This window comes from Bacteroides acidifaciens (assembly GCF_024623065.1).
Taxonomy (GTDB): domain Bacteria; phylum Bacteroidota; class Bacteroidia; order Bacteroidales; family Bacteroidaceae; genus Bacteroides; species Bacteroides acidifaciens.
Genome location: NZ_JANJZR010000028.1, coordinates 23,039 through 41,974 on the forward strand (window position 1 = coordinate 23,039; position 18,936 = coordinate 41,974).

General features: G+C 46.9%; 12 protein-coding genes. 5 read left to right on the forward strand and 7 right to left on the reverse strand.

Annotated elements, in window-relative coordinates:
* The first annotated feature begins 27 nt into the window (after nucleotides 1-27).
* The 5 genes from NSB03_RS10195 to NSB03_RS10215 all read left to right on the forward strand — a co-directional run bounded on the left by NSB03_RS10195 (nucleotide 28) and on the right by NSB03_RS10215 (nucleotide 4,568).
* Entirely contained in the window at nucleotides 28-1,227 is a 1,200-nt protein-coding gene (locus NSB03_RS10195; RefSeq protein ID WP_024987054.1) for an acetate kinase, read from the forward strand.
* A 141-nt stretch (nucleotides 1,228-1,368) separates the two neighbouring features.
* Entirely contained in the window at nucleotides 1,369-2,358 is a 990-nt protein-coding gene (locus NSB03_RS10200; RefSeq protein ID WP_172503704.1) for a glycosyltransferase family 2 protein, read from the forward strand.
* A 273-nt stretch (nucleotides 2,359-2,631) separates the two neighbouring features.
* Complete coding sequence (gene radC / locus NSB03_RS10205) at nucleotides 2,632-3,327, forward strand: RadC family protein (RefSeq protein ID WP_024987055.1); 696 nt, start codon at nucleotides 2,632-2,634, stop codon at nucleotides 3,325-3,327.
* Nucleotides 3,328-3,439: 112 nt separating this feature from the next.
* The gene (locus tag NSB03_RS10210; RefSeq protein WP_022139307.1) at nucleotides 3,440-3,751 is read left to right on the forward strand and encodes a metal-sulfur cluster assembly factor; all 312 of its coding nucleotides are present in this window, start codon (nucleotides 3,440-3,442) and stop codon (nucleotides 3,749-3,751) included.
* Between the two features lie 52 nt (nucleotides 3,752-3,803).
* A complete protein-coding gene (locus NSB03_RS10215) occupies nucleotides 3,804-4,568 on the forward strand; it encodes a UDP-2,3-diacylglucosamine diphosphatase (RefSeq protein WP_024987056.1) in 765 nt (254 codons plus the stop codon).
* 196 nt (nucleotides 4,569-4,764) lie between these two features.
* Here NSB03_RS10215 and susG read toward each other — a convergent pair whose 3' ends face one another.
* From susG to NSB03_RS10250, 7 genes are all read right to left on the reverse strand, one after another.
* Nucleotides 4,765-6,843, reverse strand: a complete 2,079-nt coding sequence (gene susG, locus NSB03_RS10220; RefSeq protein ID WP_257466369.1) for an alpha-amylase SusG — start codon at nucleotides 6,841-6,843, stop codon at nucleotides 4,765-4,767.
* A 109-nt stretch (nucleotides 6,844-6,952) separates the two neighbouring features.
* Entirely contained in the window at nucleotides 6,953-8,410 is a 1,458-nt protein-coding gene (gene susF / locus NSB03_RS10225; RefSeq protein ID WP_257466370.1) for a starch-binding outer membrane protein SusF, read from the reverse strand.
* A gap of 25 nt (nucleotides 8,411-8,435) precedes the next feature.
* Nucleotides 8,436-9,599, reverse strand: coding sequence for a starch-binding outer membrane protein SusE (gene susE / locus NSB03_RS10230; RefSeq protein ID WP_024987057.1), 1,164 nt, complete (start codon nucleotides 9,597-9,599; stop codon nucleotides 8,436-8,438).
* 34 nt (nucleotides 9,600-9,633) lie between these two features.
* Nucleotides 9,634-11,286: a starch-binding outer membrane lipoprotein SusD gene (gene susD / locus NSB03_RS10235; protein ID WP_024987058.1), complete on the reverse strand. Its 1,653-nt coding sequence runs from the start codon at nucleotides 11,284-11,286 to the stop codon at nucleotides 9,634-9,636.
* Between the two features lie 21 nt (nucleotides 11,287-11,307).
* The gene (locus NSB03_RS10240; protein ID WP_257466371.1) at nucleotides 11,308-14,319 is read right to left on the reverse strand and encodes a SusC/RagA family TonB-linked outer membrane protein; all 3,012 of its coding nucleotides are present in this window, start codon (nucleotides 14,317-14,319) and stop codon (nucleotides 11,308-11,310) included.
* 166 nt (nucleotides 14,320-14,485) lie between these two features.
* On the reverse strand, nucleotides 14,486-16,696 hold the full coding sequence (locus NSB03_RS10245) for a glycoside hydrolase family 97 protein (protein ID WP_024987059.1): 2,211 nt from the start codon (nucleotides 16,694-16,696) through the stop codon (nucleotides 14,486-14,488).
* Nucleotides 16,697-16,893: 197 nt separating this feature from the next.
* A complete protein-coding gene (locus NSB03_RS10250) occupies nucleotides 16,894-18,747 on the reverse strand; it encodes a glycoside hydrolase family 13 protein (protein ID WP_257466372.1) in 1,854 nt (617 codons plus the stop codon).
* Nucleotides 18,748-18,936 lie beyond the last annotated feature (189 nt).

Here is an 18,936-nt window from a genome sequence, read left to right on the forward strand (position 1 = left end):
AAGTTTCAAGTATTAATCGAAAACGGTATGAAAATTCTTGTATTGAACTGCGGAAGTTCATCTATTAAATATAAATTGTTCGATATGACCACCAAAGAAGTGATTGCTCAAGGTGGTATCGAGAAAATCGGTCTGAAGGGTTCATTCCTGAAACTGACTTTGCCGAATGGTGAAAAGAAAATCTTGGAAAAAGACATTCCTGAACATACGGTAGGTGTGGAATTTATCCTGAATACGTTGATTAGCCCTGAATATGGCGCTATCAAGTCTTTGGATGAAATCAATGCGGTAGGTCACCGTATGGTACATGGCGGTGAACGTTTCAGCGAGTCTGTATTGTTGAGCAAGGAAGTATTGGAAGCTTTTGCTGCTTGTAATGACTTGGCTCCGCTTCACAACCCTGCCAACCTGAAAGGTGTGAATGCTGTTTCTGCTATTCTTCCTGACATTCCGCAGGTAGGTGTATTTGATACGGCTTTCCATCAGACAATGCCGGATTACGCATATATGTACGCTATTCCTTACGAATTGTACGAGAAATATGGTGTACGCCGTTACGGTTTCCACGGAACTTCTCATCGTTATGTTTCGAAACGTGTATGCGAATTTCTGGGTATAAATCCTGAAGGAAAGAGAATCATCACTTGCCACATCGGTAATGGTGGTTCTATCGCTGCTATCAAAGACGGCAAGTGTATGGACACTACTATGGGATTGACTCCGTTGGAAGGTTTGATGATGGGTACTCGTAGCGGTGACATTGATGCCGGTGCAGTAACATTCATCATGGAAAAAGAAGGGTTGAATACGACTGGTGTTTCCAACTTGCTGAATAAGAAGAGCGGTGTACTGGGTATTTCCGGTGTTTCAAGCGACATGCGCGAATTGTTGGCTGCTTGTGCTGCCGGCAATGAGAAAGCTATCCTGGCTGAGAAGATGTACTACTACCGCATCAAGAAATACATCGGTGCTTATGCTGCCGCATTAGGTGGTGTGGATATCATCCTGTTTACAGGTGGTGTGGGTGAGAACCAGATGGAATGTCGTCGTGAAGTTTGTAAGGATATGGAATATATGGGCATCGAACTTGATAACGACATAAATGCGAAAGTTCGCGGTGAAGAAGCTATCATTTCTACTCCTGCTTCTAAAGTGAAAGTAGTAGTGATTCCGACAGACGAAGAACTGTTGATTGCTTCGGATACGATGGATATTTTGAACAAGTAATAAATAGGATTTTAGATATGAAAAGGCGGCTCTTTAACGGTGTCGCCTTTTTTTTTGATGCATAGAAATTCGTCATTCTTTTATAAGTATCATTTTTTTTCCCTTACTTTGCATATCTAACAGTTACATTCCATTTTTGATATGCGTTACTCCGTCATAATCCCCGTTTACAATCGTCCCGACGAAGTGGACGAGTTATTGCAAAGTCTCACTGTGCAGCACTTTAAAGATTTTGAGGTCGTTGTAGTGGAAGACGGTTCTTCCATTCCCTGTAAAGAAGTAACAGACCGATATACAGACCGACTGGACATCAAATACTTTGCTAAGCCCAATTCCGGACCGGGGCAGACCCGCAATTATGGAGCCGAACGCAGTGAAGGGGAATATCTTATTATACTCGATTCCGATGTGATTCTGCCCGAAGGATATTTCGAAGCCCTGGAGACAGAACTTCTCGCATCCCCTGCCGATGCGTTCGGCGGCCCCGACCGTGCACACGATTCCTTTACCGATATTCAGAAAGCGATAAACTACTCCATGACCTCTTTCTTCACAACGGGCGGTATCCGTGGCGGGAAAAAGAAGATGGATAAATTCTACCCCCGTAGTTTCAATATGGGAGTACATCGCAAAGTGTATGAAGCTTTGGGAGGATTTTCAAAGATGCGTTTTGGAGAGGATATTGATTTTAGTATCCGTATCTTCAAAGGCGGGTATACCTGTCGTCTTTTCCCTGATGCATGGGTATATCACAAACGACGGACTGATTTGAAGAAATTCTTCAAACAGGTGCACAACTCCGGCATTGCCCGTATCAATCTCTATAAGAAGTACCCTGATTCGCTGAAACTGGTACATCTGCTTCCGGCAGTCTTTACGTTAGGAGTAGCTGTCTTATTATTGGGAACACCGTTTTGCATGTTTAGTTTTACCCCCGTTTTTCTTTATGCATTACTGGTATGTATAGACTCGACGATTCAAAATAAGAGTTTGAGTATTGGCATCTGTTCCATTGCTGCCGCATTTATTCAGCTTATCGGCTACGGTACAGGTTTTTGGCGTGCATGGTGGCAACGTTGCGTCAGAGGAAAGGATGAGTTTGAAGCATTTCAAAAGAATTTCTATAAGTAAACTCATATGGTCATGAATTGTGGCTTTACTGTTATAAACTAAAATACCTATATAGTTATAAATTAAACGTTTATAGTTTCCTGTTGTGTCCTTATAAGGAAACTGCCGTATCTCTACGGGGGAACGCCCGTTTCCCTATAGGGATACGGGCGTCTCTCTACGAGGACACTGGCGTTTCTTTATAGGGAAACGAGCCTGACATTTCATTTTCCCCGCCATACCTTCTGTCATTAAATAAAATAATCCTATCTTTACACTTTCAAAACATAGAAAATGGAAAACAAACACAAGTTATCCATCAACCAATGGGCACTGGAAGACCGCCCACGGGAGAAAATGATGAAGAAGGGAGCAGCGGCATTAAGCGATGCCGAACTACTCGCTATATTAATAGGCTCCGGAAATACGGAAGAAAGTGCTGTTGAACTGATGCGGCGCTTACTTCTGTCTTGTGATAACAATCTCAATTCTTTGGCGAAATGGGAAGTCTGCGACTATTCACGTTTTAAAGGTATGGGACCTGCGAAGAGTATTACGGTGATGGCTGCCTTGGAACTGGGAAAGCGGAGAAAGCTGCAAGATATTAAAGAGAGACTCCGGATTACTTGCTCAAAAGATATCTACGACATTTTCCAACCTCTTATGTGCGACCTTGAGCAGGAGGAATTCTGGGTTTTATTGCTTAATCAGGCTACGAAACTGATAGACAAAGTCCGTATAAGTACCGGCGGAATAGATGGGACATATGCAGATGTGCGTACAATTCTTCGGGAAGCGCTCTTGCAAAGGGCTACACAGATAGCTGTAGTTCACAATCATCCCTCGGGGAATATTCGTCCCAGTCAGCCGGATAAAACATTGACGGAACATATCCGCAAGGCTGCCGATACGATGAATATTCGTCTGATAGACCACGTCATAGTCTGCGAAGACGGATTCTTCAGTTTTGCGGACGAGGGGTTGCTGTGATCTTCAGCAGTGAATGTGAAAAGAGGAATTGATCGGGATACGCATTCCGTGCCTATTTTTTTGTCTTTCGTATTTTATCTCTATCTTTGCGATACATAACAAATAAGAACGTATGGAAAAGTTTGAAATAGAAGAGAAGATTGTAGCCATGCTAAAGACGGTGTACGACCCGGAGATTCCGGTAAACGTATATGACCTTGGACTGATTTATAAGATTGATGTCTCCGATAATGGGGAAGTGGTGCTTGACATGACTCTGACAGCACCGAATTGTCCGGCTGCGGATTTTATCATGGAAGATATTCGTCAGAAAGTGGAATCGGTGGAAGGAGTGAACTCGGCTACCATTAACCTGGTGTTTGAACCGGAATGGGATAAGGATATGATGAGTGAAGAAGCGAAACTCGAACTCGGCTTTCTCTAGTGATGAGTGATAACTTCATAATCAATCTCTTATAACTAACAACTCAAAACTCATGAAGAACGTTTATTTCCTCTCCGATGCCCATCTTGGGTCTCGTGCCATAGAGCACGGACGCACCCGGGAACGGCGACTGGTGAACTTCCTCGACAGTATAAAACATAAGGCTTCTGCTGTTTATCTGTTGGGAGACATGTTTGATTTCTGGTACGAATTCCGGCTGGTGGTCCCCAAAGGGTATACCCGTTTTTTGGGAAAACTTTCAGAACTGACGGACATGGGAGTGGAAGTGCATTTCTTTATTGGCAACCATGATATATGGTGTGGGGATTATCTCACCAAAGAATGCGGTGTCATTATGCACCGTGAGCCGTTGACTACCGAAATCTACGGAAAAGAGTTCTATCTTGCTCATGGTGACGGGCTGGGCGACCCGGATAAGAAGTTTAAATTGCTCCGTCAAATGTTTCATAGCAAAACTTTGCAAACGATGTTTTCAGCTATCCATCCCCGTTGGAGTGTGGAGCTAGGTCTGTCATGGGCAAAGCATAGCCGGCAGAAACGGGTTGACGGAAAGGAACCGGACTATATGGGAGAAAATCAGGAGCATTTGGTACTCTATACTAAGGAGTATTTGAAAAGTCATCCCAATATAAACTTCTTTATTTACGGGCATCGGCACATTGAATTGGACTTGATGTTGAGCGCTACTTCCCGCGTACTGATTCTGGGAGACTGGATTAACTTTTTCTCGTATGCTGTATTCGACGGAGAGAATCTCTTTTTGGAAAACTATATCGAGGGGGAGACACAAATCTGATTTATCCATTAAAAAACGGAAATTCTGATTGATATAAGGTTTCTTGAAGATAGACAGAAGCCGGAAAAGTCAAGACTACGTCAGTTCGATATAAGAGTCAGCCGCGTGGTTTGGGGCTGGCTAAAAAGTCAATTTCGAGATAGAATCGACTTTTTAGTCACCCCTAATTGAGTTGCCTTGTTCGAACTCGCGTTATTTAGTTACCCAGCTTGAACACTACAGAGGCATATCCTCCCAGTTTCAGGGTGTAACTGTCGCTGTCTGTATTTTGTTGTGCTTCGCCATTCACAAACAATACTTTCTCAATCTTGTCTGTCAGCGGAAGTTGCATGGCCGTTCCGCCGAAATTATGGATGACAAGCAGTTTCTCGTTGTCCTTGGTCATATACCAGGCGGCAATCGGCTTATAGTTTTTCTCTTGCGATTCGTTGTAGACGGAATGTCTGGTCATACTTCCTTCCGCCAATGCCGGATAGGTGTTGCGCAATCGGGTGAGGGAGAAATATATGTTCAGAAGTGAATGGGTATCGGCTTGCTGGTCCGCTACCGTTTTCACATTTTTCGAAACGGTGGCATCCGTCTTGTCTGTGTACTTGGTAGTGTAGCTATCTCCCCATAGCATCGGGCTGCGCACATATTCGTCTCCATTATCCTTTGTTCCGTAAAGTCCCAGTTCTTCACCGTAATAGATGTAGGGATGTCCGGCGGAAGTGAGCAAAACGGCGGCTGCCAGTTTGCATTTGTCGGTGGATTTACCCAACTTGGACGATGTACGGTCTTCGTCATGGTTACTCAGTTTCGTTGCTTCGATGTAATCGCTTCGATAGTTGGCGTATTTCTGTTGGTACGAAAGGATGTCTTTGGCAAAATAACATCCGGTACTATTATTGATTCCCCATTCCAGACGATACCAGAAGGAAAATTCAAAAAGGGCGGGCAGACCTTTATAATAAGGAGCTACTTTATCGTATTCCGACAACACTTCGCCTACCATATAGAAGTCGTCCGTATGTCCTTTTTGTTTGTAATAGGCGTTCATATCCTCATAGAACATTTTCAGGAAGCGAGGATTTTCTTCGCTGGTCTCACTGTGGTAGATGTGCTTCACGGCGTCGAGGCGGAGGCCATCCACACCTCGGGCAATCCATCCTTTGGCGGCATCTGCTATTGCCTGATATGCCGGTGATTCTCCTGCCTGGTCTACAGGGCCGTAGTTAAGGTCGGCAAACCAGTCGGTGCAGAAATGAGAATGGAAATAGGTGATCTGCTGGCTGTCGAACATGATGTTGGCAGGGCTGCCGGCGTTGGTCAGTTTGAAGTCCTTGTTCAGCGCGAGTTTATCGGACGAGGAAGAGGCACCGTATTTTGTTCCGGATGGCCAGGAAGAAGCATTGCTGGTACGGATCAGAAGCCCCCAAGTGGATTCAAAGTCGACGGTGAGTTCATAGATGTTGTTTCCTTTGTCATAAAACTTTTTGCAGATACCGTCTCCGTAGTATAAGTATTTGGCGTTGTCGGTGCCTGTGTCCGGATTATCCTCGTCTGCTTTGGTTCCTGTGGAAACGACAAGGATGGGAGAAGATGCGTTGCTCCAGTCCAGTGTAAATTTCAGCAGTCCTTTCACGGCAGCGGTCTCGTCAGAAACTTGAAACCATTCTGCGGCATTGTATCCGGCTGCTCCTTCTTGGGTGATCATGTCGATTTTGCCTGCTGCGATATCTGTTTTCGGGTCTTCGGAGAAAGAATAATAATTGCGATACGGGCTTTCGGATGATGAACTGGCTTCGGTGAACCACGGGTGGGCAGTGCCGGTGTGGTTCATTACGTAGTCCAGATAAATCTTGATGCCCCGGTTGTGGGCTTCCGTAACCAGACGGTCGAAGTCGCTTTCTGTGCCGAGGTGCGGATTGACTTTGGTGTAGTCTGTGACGTCATATCCGTGATAAGACATACAGGGGTGGATGGGAGAGAGCCAGAGGGCTTTCACGCCCAGCTGGTTGAGATAGTCCAGCTTTTGAGTGATGCCATTCAGGTCTCCATATCCGTCTCCGTCGCTGTCGGCGAAGGAATAGACCAGTAACTGGTAGGAGATGTCTGCCCGTTTGGTCTTGTCCCATGTGTCGGGAGCGGCGGTAAGTGTGGCCCATTGCCCTTCAACGGACGGTTCGGGTTCCGGAGCAGGGTCAGTGATATTTTTGTCATCGCTGCAAGCGGTCATAAATGCCATGAGCATTGACAACCACAAAAGAGATAAAAAGTGGAGATGTTTATTCATAATGATGATGTATTAAAGACAATAAGTGTAGTTTCTTAAAAAACAGTGGCCGCCCCGATTTCATTGTATTCGCGACGGCCATTCCCTGTTTCTCAGATTTCTTGTAGTATTATTCGATACGGCCTGTTCCGTTGCCGAAGTTCAGATAAACCTTTTGTCCGGTTTTACCTTGTACCGCAGCTTGGTCACCGCCGTTGCCCCGATAAGCTATTTGTCCGTTGAAGATGATAAACTCTGTTTTCCACCAGTCGCCGGCAGAGACAGCTTTCGGATTTACGCAGATTCGTACTGCGCCATCTTTCAGGAATGCCGGAGAAACAAATTCACCATCAGCCGTTCCGGGCACGGTAAATAAATCCTGTTCTACCAGTTGCGCATCCCAACCGTTGTATGAGGTATCGCCCATCAGATATACATTCGGCTTTTCAAATTCTATCACTTTATCATCACCGATAACGGAGACGTATACTAAGTACCAGCCGGCTATGCCGACTTTTAGATTGCCGTCCTCGTCCGACAATCCGGCAAGGTCTTTGGATTCCTGTGAGATAGCATCTACAAAACCGAAGTCATTGCCCCAGTTGGCTTGCGGTGCAAATTTCACTTTGTCGTTAGCAGCGAAATAGAAGATTCCCCAGAAAGTTCCTTTCGTTCCGTTGACCGGAACAAGTGCTTTCCATGCATCCGGGTCGCCTGCTGGCGATCCCCATCCGTATGCGTTGCCGGTCATGTAAAGTTCGGTAGGGGCGCTGTTGTCTTTCACTGTAAAACGGTAGTTGAAAGCATCGAACGAGATTTTAATCTTACCGTCCAGTTTTGTATTAATGGCTCCCGCATTGGTCCAGGTAACGAAATTATCGCCCGAGGTGTCGCCGTCGGTAAGACTTCCCAAAGCTTTGTCCCAGTCTATGTTGTTTCCATCGATGGCCGATGCAGGGAAAATCTTGAAGTTGGAACTGCTTTCTATTTCGGCTTCGAGTGTGTACAGGTTTTCGTTGAGGGCGTCTTTCTTCATTGGTTGGGCATCGGTGCCGTTCCAGTCTGTGAAATCGCCTACGATGTAGTAGCCTTCCGGATCGGGGGCAGGAGTTGCGGCAGGCTGCAAGGTGATGCTTACTTCATTGCCCACCAGTTGAATACCTTCGCCGGAAGGAGTTACGGCAGAAGCATTGATAGAGATTCTCAACTCACGTACCACGCTTGCACGGCTTTTGTAGGCTTCCTGTGTCACACTGTCCAGTTGTGCCAAGGCTACTTTAAAGACATGATCTTCCGTCATGGAAAATGGAATGGTGTGATTTTCATTCAGTGTCAAAGAGTTGACAACGATCTTACTGCCTTCTTCGGCTGTGGTCGAGCTTAACTTTGCAATTTCTACGGAATCGGCTGTGGCCGCGTCCATGACGATGCTGGCGTCCTTGCCTGCTGTGAAAGTTGCAGTCAACTGTCCCACCGACTCTTCCTGGGGATTGGACTGGGGATCAGCCCAGTCCTTGAAGTCTTCGTTACAGGCAGAAAACCCGATTGCTGCCAGAAACATCCCTGTGTATATTAAATGTTTTTTCATGATGAATCGTTCTTTTTAAAGTTAATTACTTCTTTTCTCCTGTACCCGCCGTGAAGTTCAGATGGATCACATTGCCGGCTGAACCCTGTACGGAATAACCGTCTCCTTTTTCTGTCCAACTGTCAATAAGGTTGAAATCGCGATAGAAGATTTCACCGTCATGGAGTGTAAACTCAGTTCTCCACCAGTCGAGGTCTGTCTTGAAGCACATACGGACTTCTCCGCTTGCAGTCATGGCAGGAGATACGAAGTTGCCGTCTTTGGTAGCGGGAACTGCAAACTTCCATTCGTCGGTGAATGCCCACGAACCGCCGGTGGTGTTACCGAACAAATATACTTCAGCCGGATAGAAAGTAATGGTAAACTGATAGTCATCCCCTTTGACAGCCGCTTTGACGTAGAAGAGATACCATCCGGCGTTCTTTACGACGAAGTTGTTACTGCCGCTGACTCCTGCTCCGGCTTTGTCGGTAACCGTTACGCGGTTGTCGTGAATACCGATATACTCGTTTTCCTTTGTTCCGAACTTGAACTCGGAGTTGGCATCGAAGTAAATCATTGAATAGAACTGACCGTCCATGCCGTAGACACCTGCCATCGGTTTCCATACTTTCCAGTCGGCATCCAGCATAGAACCTACAATGAACATCGTCTTGGGAGGTGTCAATGAGCTGTTGCTCTTTGAAATCAGAACGTTGGGCAACTCAATCACATTGGAAAAACATACTCCTTTTCCACTGCTTGTGATGTTGGCCTTCAGGCGGATATATACAGCTACCGGTTCGGTGGGGAGTTCTGCCTGCTCTCCGTTCACGGCCGTCCACAAATCGAGAAGCGCACTGTTGAGTTCGGAAGCATCCACATTGATCTTTGCTGTCGGGGAGGTGCTTTCCAACACTGTATAGTTGGCTTTGCTCTCATCTGTCGCTTCTATGAAATCCTGTTCAAATGAAGCTTGTACCGTGTAGGTGGTAGCTGCCGGAAAACCGTAGTCCGGTTGCGAACAAGTGAGTTCTACAGTTTGGGCATTCTTCAGGTCATATACATTGTTGGCTGCATACGCGGGCGTATTGAGCGTGAATGTATCGGGCTCGTTCAAGACCGGATTGCTGTCATTGTCTGTTTCGCAGGCCGTGAACAAAGGCAATGCAAACGTGGCAGCCAATAATATATTGAATATTTTCTTCATAATGATATTCTTTTATATAATGATGGACTACTGATTAATAATTGGGATTTTGTGACATATTCGGATTGTTGTTCAAGTCCGATACCGGAACCGGGAAAACGTTGTAGTGTGAAGCTACAGGCGCCCCGTTCATTGTTCCCCCTTTCCAGTCCCAAACGTACTTGTTTGTTGTGAACATATCGAAGCGAACCAGGTCGGAACGACGGCGGCCTTCCATGTAAAACTCGCGTGACCATTCATCAATAAGTTCCTGTTCAGTCACAGTCTCTACCATTCTTGTGCAGTTGGCGCGCGAACGAAGTTTATTGATATCCGCTGTCGCGTCTTTATCTTGACGGAAGAGAGCTTCGGCACGTGTCAGATAGGCTTCTGCCAAGCGGAACAGGGGGATGTCGGTGTCCGGATATTCGGTATGGTTCACGGGTTTGCCGTCCGAGCGGTAGTTCTGCCATTTGACGATGGACAATCCATTGGTGAATCCCGTGATGGCATCTGTCTGGAGTTTACGTCTGCCGCCTCCTACACCAGAGTATAGTAAGGCACGGTCGTCACCGGCAGCTTTGATGATATCTTCCGTCCGGAGACCGTGTTGGGCATCGAAAGCGTCAATCTGTGCATCCGTATCCAATCCTTCGTTGGGAATTTTTTTATCGTCGGGCAGTACGGGCACTTTGGTAAGGTCGGGGAAGAATTTCTGCACCATTGCTGCGCGGGCGAAGATGCAAGACCATCCGTTGGTGGTTCCCATGCGGGGCATGCCGGCAATGCGGGTGGCGCAGATCAAATAAACGGATCCGCCGTAGTTGCGTGTTTTCACGCCGTCCTGACGGATAGGCAGAATGATTTCCTGCATGGCATTGGGGTTTTCATCATTGTCTGCCATGAATAGTTCGGCATAATTGTCGCACAGTTCATATCCTGAGTCGATTACTTTGCCAGCATATTCTTCTGCCTTTGCATAATCGGTTTGTCCGGTATATACACCCGCGTTCAGGTACAGACGTGCGCGGAGTAACCAGTTGGCTGCCTTGTCCGCACGGCCGAACGGTGCTTGGCGGGGTTCATACATATTGCCTTCAATATCGTTCAGTTCGTTTTGAATATAGGCATAGAGTTCGGCGCCTTTCTTTTCGACGGGTAATTCGTTGTTGAAGTGCTCTTTGAACGGTGCTTTCCCGAACAAATCGAGGAAGTACCAGTAGTGCAAGGCACGCAGGAAACGTATTTCAGCGCGTTGGCGTAAAGTCTCTTCGTCTGTTTTCCCTTCCGTTTGGTCTAGGAAGAAGTTATATTGTGTGATGTTGTATCCTAAACGGACATATACCCACTCAGTGCGTTGGCTGGAAGAGTTCCAGCTGATGTTTGTGAACTGCGGAATGTCTTGGTTATCCTGCCACGCCCAGAGACACTCGTCCGTGGGCAGTTCGTTGCAGTTGAAGGTGGTGCGGTAGAAACCGGATTCGCCCTCGTCCTGCCCGTCAAGGTCGGCAGAACCGGCGATACCCTTTTGTCCGGTCAGTCCTAACATGGCATATCCTTTTACGAATACTCCTTGTTGGTCGAAACTACCGTCTGCCTGAGGATCGATAGGACTAATATTCAGGTCGTTGATGCATGAAGTTACTCCCAAGGAGAGAGAGGCAATCAATGCAGCAGAAAACAGTTGCTTTATAGTTTTTATTTTCATAATAGTTTGATTTAATGTAATTTAGAATTGAAGGCTTAACCCTAATAAGAAAGTCATGGCTCTCGGGTATGGATTGGCGTCGATGCCGCTTTTCACTTCGGGGTCAAGACCTTTGTATTTACTGATGATAAACGGATTCTGTACTGTGGCGTATATACGTCCGTTGATTCCTTTATAGGCTTGGCTCTTGCATATATTCTGGAAAGAATAACCCAATGTGATATTGTCACAACGGATGAATGAAGCGTTGCGTATAAAGTAGTCGCTCATGTAATATTCCCCTTGTCCGGTGAAACCGAGTGCAATGGCTTCGGGAGTAGTATTGCTGTAAGCATTGTTCAAATACAAACCTGAAGTGCTGATATTGGCTTTGTTGCTCAGGAAGTCATAATACACATAGTTGTTGAGGCTGGCACGCAAAGCAAAACTGAAATCGAAGTTCTTGTACATCATTTTGGAGGTCAATCCCATCAATACGTCGGCAGCCGGTTTCTTATAGATATACTTATCCGAGCTGTTGATGATACCGTCACCGTTGCGGTCGACAAACATATTCTCGATAGGCTTGCCGTTTTCGTCGTATACCTGCTGGTAAACATAGAAAGAACTGGCGGCATATCCTACTTTATGCACTTGCACTTTGTTATTGTTACCTCTGGAAATTTTATCTCCTGTTTCTACGTAATAGTCGCTATCGTCACCACCTGTCAGTTTGGTGATTTCATTGTGGTTCCATGTCACGTTGTAACTCAGGTCCCAAGTGAAGTCCTTAGTCACAATCGGTTTGGCATTGATGGAAAATTCCATACCGTAGTTTTCCAGTGAACCGATATTCTGTGTCATCTGGGCATTGAAGTTAGTTCCTACGGGAATCTTAACACTGTTCAGCAGGTCGTCCGTTTTACGGAAGTATCCGTCAATGCCGCCTGTGATTCTTCCATTCAGGAATCCGAAGTCCAGTCCGGCATTCCATGTGGTCGTTTTTTCCCATTTCAGATTTTCATTGAAAGCCTTCGGGCGGGAAGTAGAGTAATACGTATCGCCAAAAGGATACTGGGCATACTCGTTATTGACTACATACAGAGGAAGATAAGCAAAATCATCACCTATGTTTTGCTGACCGGTAATACCCCAGCCTAAACGCAATTTCAGATCAGACAGGACATTTACGTCTTTCAGGAAGTTTTCTTCTTTAATCTTCCATCCCAGTGCCAATGACGGGAATGTACCCCAGCGGTTGTCTTCGGAAAAACGTGACGAACCGTCCCAACGCATGGTGAATGTGAATAAGTAACGGTTCAACAGCGAGTAGTTCAGACGGCCGAAGTAAGAAACCAATGTATTTCGGGTGGCGTAAGCGGTCTGGCTGCGCAGGCTTGCATCGTGTGCTTCCTGAGTGTACGGGTCCCAACCCTGTCCTTCGTCAAATCCGTTGCGGTGGAAATGCTGCTCTTCGCCACCGACCATCAGGTCGAAATCGTTTGCACCCACTGATTTGAAATACTGTGCGTATATGTTGTAAGAGAGGTTGTATTTATATTGAGTGACAGCCCCGTTCCATCCATAATAATTGTTGGAGAATGAATAAGGGGATATACGGGTGGTTTGAGTACCTTCCGCATATTCGCCGCCTATGCTTGCATGCACATGAAGGTCGGGCAGGAAATGAAACTTGTAGTCTACATCCACATTTCCTACAAAATCGTTGCTGTTGCTTTGGTCGTTCTTCAAGTGCAAGGCAGCTACCGGATTCTGGGCGGAGTTCGGGTTGACCGTATATTTCCAGTCAGGGTCGCTGAAGTTGCTTGTTGAATTGGTGCTCTGCCAGTATCCGCCTGTGAACTGGTAAGGGTCTTCGTTAGAATAAACCGGACGGGTAGGGTCGATGGCCAATGCCCCGCCAATAGCGGCGCCGGCGTCTGCATAGCGGTTTTTACCGTTCATGTATTTGGCGTTGATGTTGAACTTCAGATGCTCATTAAAGAAAGAAGGAGCCAAGTTTATGGAAGCGGTAAAACGCCGGAAGTTGGATGTTTTCACGATACCGTTAGTTCCTGTATATCCTAAAGATATGCGATAAGGCAGGTTCTTGAATCCTCCGTTGATAGAGACATGATGGTCGGTGCTGACAGCCGTGCGGAATATTTCGTCCTGCCAGTCTGTGCTGTCGGTTCCTAAATTTGCCGGTAATTTTTCGCCCCACAATTGATTGGCATAAGCGCGATATTCGTCTCCGTTCAGTACATCATAACGTTTTTGGGTCTTAGAGAAGGATACGGAACCGTTATAGCTTACGCTGGGAGCTTGTCCGTTTTTTCCTTTCTTGGTGGTGATGAGGATAACGCCGTTGGATGCGCGCGAACCGTAAATGGCGGTTGCAGAGGCGTCTTTCAGCACGGTGAGGGTTTCGATATCTGCCGGATTGACCATTGATAGTCCGTTTGCCATCCCTTTGATACCTTCGTTGTCGATGGCAAGACCATCAATAACAATCAACGGGTCGTTGCTTGCATTCAATGAAGAACCGCCGCGGATACGGATTTGCGCGCCGCCACCCGGTGTACCGTCGTTGGAGATTACGCTGACGCCGGCAATTTTACCCGATAACATATCCTGAGCATTGGTGGTGATACCTTTACTCAGTTCATCGGGCTTGATAGCCATTACCGAGCCGGTCATGTCGTTCTTCTTCACTTGTCCGTAACCGATGACAACTACGTCATTCAGTAGTTGACTGTCGTCCTGCAATGTCACGATGACGGAAGGAGCTGCTTTCACTTCCACAGTCTGGTATCCCACGAATGAGATGGAGATAATGGATTCTTTGGGAGCATTCAGCGTAAAATTACCGTCAAAATCGGTTATCATTCCGTTGGTTGTGCCTTTCACCAGTACGTTGGCGCCGATGACAGGTTCACCCGTTGCGTCTTTCACATGCCCCTTCACGGTGATTTGCTGTGCAAATGCTCCTATAGAAAGGAAGAGTCCTACCAAGGTGATGAGCAGGGCTTTTAGTTTTAAGCTCTTTTTCATGTTTTTAATTTAAAGTTGGTTTAATTCAAAAAGTAAATTATCTCTTAAAAAATACCTATTGAAAACTGTTTTTCTTATCCTTTTTTTATTTATCACTTAACGTCTGTCCGATATAACTTCTTCTGTGATACTATCGAATGGTTGGTCAGCCCTCAATGACGTTAGCTTATAACTTTTTCATCCCTTTTACTTCTGCCTTATCTTTTACCTCCTTGATGCTGATGGCATAACCGCCTCCGTTTGCCGCGCGCAGGTTCAGTTTGCTTTTGCTTGTCAGGATACCTTTGGTGATGGTATACGCTTGCGGGTTTTCTTTCCAGTCAGCGTCTTTGGCGTCCGCATACACAGTGGCAATGTATTGCTTGCCCGGTGTGAGGAAGTCGAATACCAATCGGGAGGTATGCCCGTTCTCGCCGGCGGTGCAACCTACATACCAGTCATCGGTTCCTTTTGCCTTGCGGGCAATGGTGATGTATTCGCCCGGTTCGGCTTCTAAGTAGTTCGTTTCGTCCCAGTCGATGGCTACGTCTTTGATAAATTGGAAGGCGTCCATGAAACGTTCGTAGTTTTCAGGGATATCGGCTGCCATTTGCAGCGGGCTGTACATGGTCACGTACAAGGCTAATTGGCGGGCGATAGTAGAACGTACCTGCGAGTTGTTGGCAGGATTCATCTTGTTACAATGAGTTTCGAAGATACCCGGAGTGTAATCCATCGGTCCGCCCACCAGACGGGTGAACGGCAGGATGGTGGTGTGATATACCTTGTTGCCGCCGAAGGCTTCGTATTCGGTTCCGCGTGCGGATTCGTTGCCGATGAGGTTAGGATAGGTTCGGCATATACCTGTCGGGCGGGTTGCTTCGTGGGCATTTACCATGATTTTGTAGTCGGCGGCTTTCTTCACAGCATACAGGTAGTGGTTGTTCATCCATTGTCCGTAGTGGTGTTCGCCGCGGGGGATGATGTTGCCTACGTAGCCGCTTTTCACGGAATTATAGCCGTTGTCTACCATGAATTGGTAGGCTTTGTCTATATGGCGTTCGTAGTTGCGCACCGATGAAGAGGTTTCATGGTGCATCATCATCTTGATGCCCTTGCTTGCAGCGTAACGATGTACTTCTTTTACATCAAAGTCGGGATACGGAGTGACGAAGTCGAATACATAGTCCTTGCTGTTGCCGAACCAGTCTTCCCAGCCCTCGTTCCAGCCTTCCACCAATACGGCGTCGAATCCGTTGGCGGCGGCAAAGTCGATGTAACGTTTCACATTGGCGGTGTTGGCGGAGTGTTTGCCGTTCGGTTTGGTCTTGGAGTAATCGGTTTCACCCAATTTGACGCTGGTCAGTTCGTCGGTATATGCCCAAGAGCCTTTTCCGGTAATCATGTCCCACCATACGCCGATGTATTTCACCGGTTTCACCCATGAAGCGGCATCTGCGATTTTGCAAGGTTCGTTCAGGTTCAGAGTGATGCGGGATGCAAGGATGTTGCGGGCGTCATCGCTGACGATAACAGTACGCCACGGAGTGTTGCAGGGAGTTTGCAGGTGTCCTTTGTCTCCTTTGGCGTCCGGAGTCAGCCACGATTCGAATGTCATATTCTGGTCGTTCAAGTTTAGGTGCATGCAGGAATAATCAATCAAGGCAGCTTCGTGCAGGTTAATATATAAGCCGTCATCCGTTTTCATCATCAGTGCGGTCTGTACGCCGGTCTGTGAGAAAGGAGTCTGCGAAGAGTTCGGAGTGACGGCCTGTTTCATCAAACCTCTGATTTCTGACAGGCGGGAGATAGTATAATCATATTCCTGCGTATCATAGTCGCCCGGTATCCAGTAGGCGACGTGGTCGCCTGCCATTGCAAATTGCGAATGTTCTTCCTTGACGATGAAGTAGTTCAGGTTTTTCTGCTGTGGAAATTCGTAGCGGAATCCCAAACCGTCGTTGAACAAGCGGAAACGAATCAGGATAGAACGCTCGTTCATGGGCTGATACAGCGTGGCTGCCAGTTCGTTATAATGATTGCGGATTTCCTTCTCTTCTCCCCATACCGGTTGCCATGTTTCGTCGAATGTGGAAGTCTTGATGTCTTTCACTGTAAAGCCGTTATAAAGATTCGTTTTTGAATCGAGTTTGGTCAGGTCCCGGCGGTCTACCCAGTCGAAGTCCGTGCGGGTGTTATCTTCTTTCTTGAGTTCCAGTCCGAGGGTGCTGGGTTTGATTACCGTTTTGCCTTTGTAGGTGAGGTCGTAGGTGGGAGCACCTTCCTTGTCAACTTGGAAGGTCATTACCAAATTACCGTCCGGCGATGTGAGTCGCTGTTGCGCATTCGTGATGTACGAAATGCAGAGACATACAATTAGTAAAAGTTTCTTTTTCATTGGATGTATGGTATTAAATTAAATGCTAACTTGTGTGTTTATCCCTTTTTGTTTCGGATGTTGCAAATGTAGCGACCTTGTGTGCTGCGTCTGCCTGTTAGAATAAAAATACAAGTCTATATAAATTCTACTGTTCTGATTGATAGATGAATAAGCATTCTGCTGATACGAAGAAATATAAGTCGAAGTGAACTTCTTTAAAAGGATAACACACAGACACCACGGTGAGGAAGTGTTAATTCCTTTCCAATTTCCACCTCTTTCCCTTCCAATACGTTGCGTGCGGAGGTGCGGGGCAGTATTTCCTGATAAGCACTGAGGTCGATGGTCTGTTCGCGGTCTGTACCGTTGAGGAAGACAACGACCGACTGGTCACCGTGTTTCCTTTCGTACGCATAGACTCCTTGATGGGGCGAGAAGTGTTTCAGTTTGCCTTTGGCTATCACTTCGTTTCCTTTCCGCCATTGCAGCAACTTCTTCAAGTAAGAGAATGCTTCGTTTTGCAGTGCGGTGCGGTTTGCCGCATCAAAGTAATTATGAGTGTCATTTTGCCAGCCGCCGGGGAAGTCGCAGCGAAGCAGTCCGTCACCGTTCGCCTTGTCGGCAGCCATCAGGATTTCCGTTCCGTAGTATATTTGCGGAATGCCGCGTGTGGTGAGTAGGAAAGCCAATGCCTGTTTGTACCGGTCGAGGTTCTTGGTGTCTGCTTCCGAACGGTAGAAGCGGGAAGTATCGTGATTGTCGAGGAAGGTGAGCAGGTGCATCGGGTCGGCAAAGACGATGTCTTGCGACAGGTATTCGTGGAGTCGGCTCAGTCCGCCATATCCGTCGGTGGTCTCTTCGTCGAAGGCTTTGTTCATGTGGTCCATCAGCGGGAAGTCCATGACGGTGGGCAGGTAGCTGTTGCGCGGGTGGGCAAGCGGGCTGTTTTTCTGCCAATAAGAGATAAGCACGTTGTTGCCCAACCACGTTTCGCCTACGATATTGAAGCGGGGATACTCATCGTTCACTGCCTTGCACCAGCGTGCCATCATGTCGAAGTCCGCATACGGGTGTGTGTCTTGGCGTATGCCGTTGATACCGGCATATTCAATCCACCAGATACTGCTTTGAATCAGATAGGTAGCCACGTGGCGGTTGCGTTGGTTGAAGTCCGGCATACTTTGTGTGAACCAGCCGTCCACTGCTATTTTCTTTTCATAATCGGAAGCGTACGGGTCCGACTGGGTAGCGGTCTTGAAGGTTGTCTGCACGTAGTTGCCCTTGAAGTTGAACCAGTCTTTGGAGGGCATATCCTTGAACAGATAGTTCTCGGAGCCGCAATGGTTGAAAATCATATCCATCACTATCTTCAGCCCTTTGGAGTGTGCCTGTTCTACCAACGTGCGAAACTCTTCATTGCTTCCGAAACGGCGGTCTGCCTGATAATAATCGGTGATGGCATACCCGTGATAGGAGCCTCCTTGCATGTCGTTCTCCTGAATGGGGTTGAGCCAAACGCTGGTGACGCCTAAGTCAGCGATGTAGTCCAAGTGTTGCTCTATTCCTTTGAAGTCGCCGCCATGACGGGCGAAGGAGTCGTTGCGGTCCACTCTGTCTTCCAGCATTCCGGGGATGACGTCGTTGGAAGCATCACCGTTGGCGAAGCGGTCGGGCATGATGAGGTAGAGCACGTCGCTCGAGTTGAATCCTTCTATTTGTGCGGCATCCGCTCTCCGTTGTTTGAGTTCGTAGGGGATGACTGTCTGTTTTTTGCCCTGTTTCAGGCAGATGTCGAATGTTTGCGGGGCTGCTTCCGAGGTGTTCAGATAGAGGAGGAGGTAGTTGGGATTGTCTTGCTTTACTACTTCCTGCAAAACGATGTCGTCCGAAGAGATGCTGACATCGGCAGAGCTTATCTGTTCTCCGTACAACAGTACTTGCAGTTCGGGATTGTTCATACTTGCCCACCAAAAGGAAGGGGCTACTTTTTTTATCACGCTTGCGGCATACAGTGAATTGTGTCCGCAGAGTAAAACGGATAAAACGGTTACTAAAAAAATCTTTTTCATGGTAATGTGTATTTTTTATGCTTATTCGGTCAAACCGATGTTGCAAATGTAGAAAGATAGGAGAGCGCATGAAGGAGAGTAGAATGGAAATATAAACATGTTTTTTTATTATGATATTTATAATGAGTGGTTTAACTGTCGATGTATGGTGGAGAAATACAAACGGGAATTAAAAAACTTTTAAGGCAA